This is a genomic window from Robinsoniella sp. RHS, from assembly GCF_001029355.1.
Taxonomy (GTDB): Bacteria; Bacillota; Clostridia; order Lachnospirales; family Lachnospiraceae; genus Robinsoniella; species Robinsoniella peoriensis.
In genome coordinates, this window is the sequence record NZ_JNGB01000164.1 from 1 (window position 1) to 4,256 (window position 4,256).

Below are 4,256 nucleotides of genomic sequence, written 5' to 3' on the forward strand. Positions count from 1 at the left end.
TCTACGGACATTCCTCTTACATTAACCGTCATTTTTGCTTTTGTTGTTGTACCTTCAACAACTCCCTCAATGGTAAATGTTCCTTCCGCTGCAACCTGGTCTGCGGTAATTTCAGGCCATGTTACCTTGACACTGACATTGTCCTTTACACCATTGTTGTACAGAACCATAACGGTCTGCGGCATATATGGAAGGTTTCCTGCCAGGGTGTTGACTGTTGTGTCGTCGACGGTTGTAATGGTTGCTTTATCCATATCAGACCTTGCTGTAATGGTCGCCGTAACAAATTTACCGGTTTCTTCATTTACACCATTGATTGTAAACTGTCCGTCTGCAGCTACCTGATCCTGTGTGATAGCATCCCAGAGTACTTTTACGGATCTCAATTCGCTGTAAGAAGTTTTTGCAATAATATCTTTTGGCATTTCCGGAATGGTTCCGGTTTTTGTTCCTTTGAATACCGGAAGGATTTCTTCTACCGGTGTGCTGTATACTTTCCAGCGGTAAATTCCGGTTCCTGCTGCGGAAAGCTTCATATTCATGCGCAGTGCGGTTGTGGTTACCGGGATCATATCGATGGTATTATATTTGTTCTTCTTATTCGCATCCTGGAAATCGGTAATTACATTAGCGTCAACCCATTCGCCTGCATCATTTCTGTATTGGATCTGAATGGAGGATGGAACGCGGGTTCCTCCGTTATCATCGTACCAGTAAATATCATTCTTGTAGATATTGACAGCTTCTTTCCAGGTGTACTGTACCCAGTGGTTAGATCCGGCTCCGCCTGAAACGCCCCAGTTGCCCCAGCCTTTGCCAGTACCGCCAGCAGATTTTGTCGGCTCAAATGCTGTATTATTGATTCCGTCCAGTTTTTCCCAGCTTGCTGTATAATCTGAACTTGCAGCAGCAGAAGGCGCAACATCTATATCTGCCTGTGTATCTGCTTTTTTAATCTCTACGGAAAGTTCTTTTACTGTTTGTATTTCCCCATCATCTGCTGTGAATCTTACTTTGTAAGCTCCTTCTTCGGAACCGATTAACGAAGTATTTAAGGCTTTTTCATCGCTTAAGTAAGCAGATGCCGTATCAGATGGTTTTTCGGTTACTTCCCATTTATAAGTAAGTGTCTTATCATATGGCAATCCGTCATCTGTACACTGTGCGGTCAGTGAAGCTTTCATATTCTCCAGCTTCTCTGTATTTACTTTTACTGTTACGTCCGGCGCCTGGTTTTCTACTGCCGGACGGTCTCCGCCCTCTTTAAATAGCTGGACTTCTGTAACTGCCGTATATCGTCCCGGCTGATTTGTTACGGTTACCCGTACTTTGTCCGTGGTAATTTCTTTAAATTTGTCTTCGTTGTAATTTGCCCTTGGAATTGCAGGTGTCCTGTTCTGGTTTTCTGCATGCTTCCATGCACTGCCGTCCCAGTATTCCAACGTGTATTTCGTCGGTTCTGCATAACCTCCGCTTTGACGGTCATTGTAGAAATAAATATCCATCATATCGATATTCTTCTGTCCGCCTAAATCAATTACCAGGGAATCTGCTGCATTGGTACTCTGGTCATTGCCCCAGAATGGCATATTAACGGTCATTCCATCGGTTACAGCCTGTGGGTCCGGAGCTGTCTCGTTTACTGCCTTTGAGGTAGCGTCACTTCCATCTGCGCGATGCTTCTCTGCCCATGTTGCAGCTCTTGCTTTAGCCGGAGTATAAGATGCGGTTACAGCTGCACCTTCTGCTTCATTTGTCAAACCATTGATTCCGGATTTTTTCAGCAATTCAACGGCATTTCTGTCTGTAATAGCAACATCCATTGCTGCCGGTATCTCAGAAACAGAAGCTTTTGAAAGTACTGTAGTTTTTTCATTTTCCGGGAATTCCAGTTCGCCTGTCTTAGCGTCATATACAACGTGAACCAGATCATTTAATACAAATGCAGATTCGCCGTCGATCCATACTGCAAAACCTTCCGGTACATTGTCACCGTAATATTTATTTCCGTCCGGTTTATCCCAGCTGATTGTTATGTCCTTGCCATGATAACGAATATTATTTACCATGAAATGGTCATAGCTGAAATCGATTGGATCCAGTTCCAGTTTTTCATCGGAACGGGGCTGTACGCCTGCCATATCTTCAATAAAGAGATAGGTATAGTTACCAAGGATATTGTGGTAAATCCAGGAACGGTAGTAGGTCTCTAATGTCTTATCATCAATATTGAAGAATTCGTTATTATTTGGATAACGGATGTCTCCGCCATTGGGATACATATTCCATGCGCACCACTCAACCATGAGGGCAAGCATATCATCCGTTACATATTCCTGCTCTACGTCATAGGTACGCAGTGCTGCTTCATATGCTCTTGCCTGAACAGTAAAGTTAATATTCGAGAAGTTATTGGATCCCGGAAGCTGCTTATTGTGTACCTGATTTGCCGTATAATACGGGAAGATCGGGAAATCCTCTCCATTGGTAAAGGTCTTAAGTGCTTCTTTATATTTTGCAATGGATGCTTCGTCTGTGGGAACTGCTCCAACAGAGAAATAATTGTAGTTATTGGATTCTGTCAATTCTACCAGATTTGGTTTGTCCGGATTATGGGAAACAAAAGAGCTGGTAGGACTTACTGCACGTGTCTCAAATTTCTGGCACTGGTCACACCACAGGTACTCCAGGATGTCACTTTGGATATTTTCAGCCAGAGTTTTCATTTCCTCTGATTTTTCAATATTTCCTAACATTCCATAGAGGTCAGAAGCAGATTGAGCAGCCGCATATACGTATGCATTTTCTCCATGTGTCTTCCAGTTTCCAATTCCTTTTACATGCATGGAAATCGTATCTGCATCGTTTCCTGTCATATAATTATTCTGGTAATCAATCAGATAATTTTCAGGAGTGGTTGCACTTGTATGGTTGCCGTAGTGGTCAAGTTGTCCTTTGGCATCATGTTCAAAATAATATGCCAGGTTTTCAGCCAGCTCTGCCCCGCCGCCAATAACATTAAATGCCTCTAATCCTGCGTCTGCGATATACTGTCCATAATGGTTATTCCAGTTTGAACGGTTACCCGGATTGTCCAGGAATGCGCTGCTCTGGGAACTGTTTCCTACTGATAACAGCTGACCCAGCGGTAAGTAAGCATTTCTTAACCATTTCGTATCCTGTAAATGCATTGGCTGAGTCAATGCAATAGCATTGTTATAGCCCAATACACCTTCAACCGTTACCGGGTACTGGAAGTCATATCCTGGAATATTAGCATCCATTGTATTAAAACGTTCCAGCCACCAACGATAGTCAATAGCCTTCTGGACTGCTTTATTCGGTACGTCTATGTATGGAAGGTTGTCCGCCCAGTACTGATTGTACTCTGCCTTCTGTGCTTTTAATGCGCTCGTACCATCCAGTTCCAGAAAACGTACGTAATCTGTTGTGGACTGTGGAAGTTCTTCTGTGGTAAAAGCCATAACAACTTTTACTTCTACTGTTTGTCCTGCCGGGATGGTGACTGTTTTCACCATGGACTTATTAGATCCTTCCGCATACTCAAATCCATTTCCAGATAAGCGGGTAGTGATCTTTGTTAAATCAGCTGTAGAATTCATAGATCCGGTAAGTTCCAGCTGGGTTTCGCCTCCCACCGTCACTTCATCACGGCTGCTTACAAAGTTGGAATTAACATTAACCGTAATCGTTTTGTCAGATCCCTCTGTATTAGTCAGATTAACCGTCGTTACCGCAACATTTTCATTGCTGATGAATTTCTCCACATCTGCTGTCAGGGAACCAACCTGATACTGGCTTACCCAGTTACTTGGATAATTCACACGCTTACTTGTTACTTCTTTGGAGCTTAATGTGCTGGAACCCTCCGAAAAACTAATCGCATACATGTCTCCTCCCAGGGAACTGCCGGAAGAACTGCATCCATAGCTGGTTTTTCCGCCAAAACCAATAATGGCCGGATTGCTGGTGTACATATAAAGTGCCCGGCCTCTGGTCATAAACGTATTGCCATCATCATCCCCATTATTGCCTGCGTTGCCATTTGCCACTCCATAACGCGCCAGAATACGGTCCATATAAAAGGAATCTCCACCGTTATCCAGATCCTGCTGATAGAGTGCTTTCATCATTTCTTTTGAATCATACGTTACGCCTCCCAAATCGTATACATCCGCCAAGCTTTCCGTGTTCTTAAATGTCGGATGTCCAATTGCCAATGCTCCCGGTTCTGT

Annotated in this window: 1 protein-coding gene; it reads right to left on the reverse strand. The window is 43.6% G+C overall.

Annotated features, from left to right (window positions below):
• Nucleotides 1-4,256, reverse strand: a 4,256-nt coding sequence (locus RHS_RS27240; protein ID WP_047834941.1) for an Ig-like domain-containing protein, incomplete at both ends; no start/stop codon positions are given.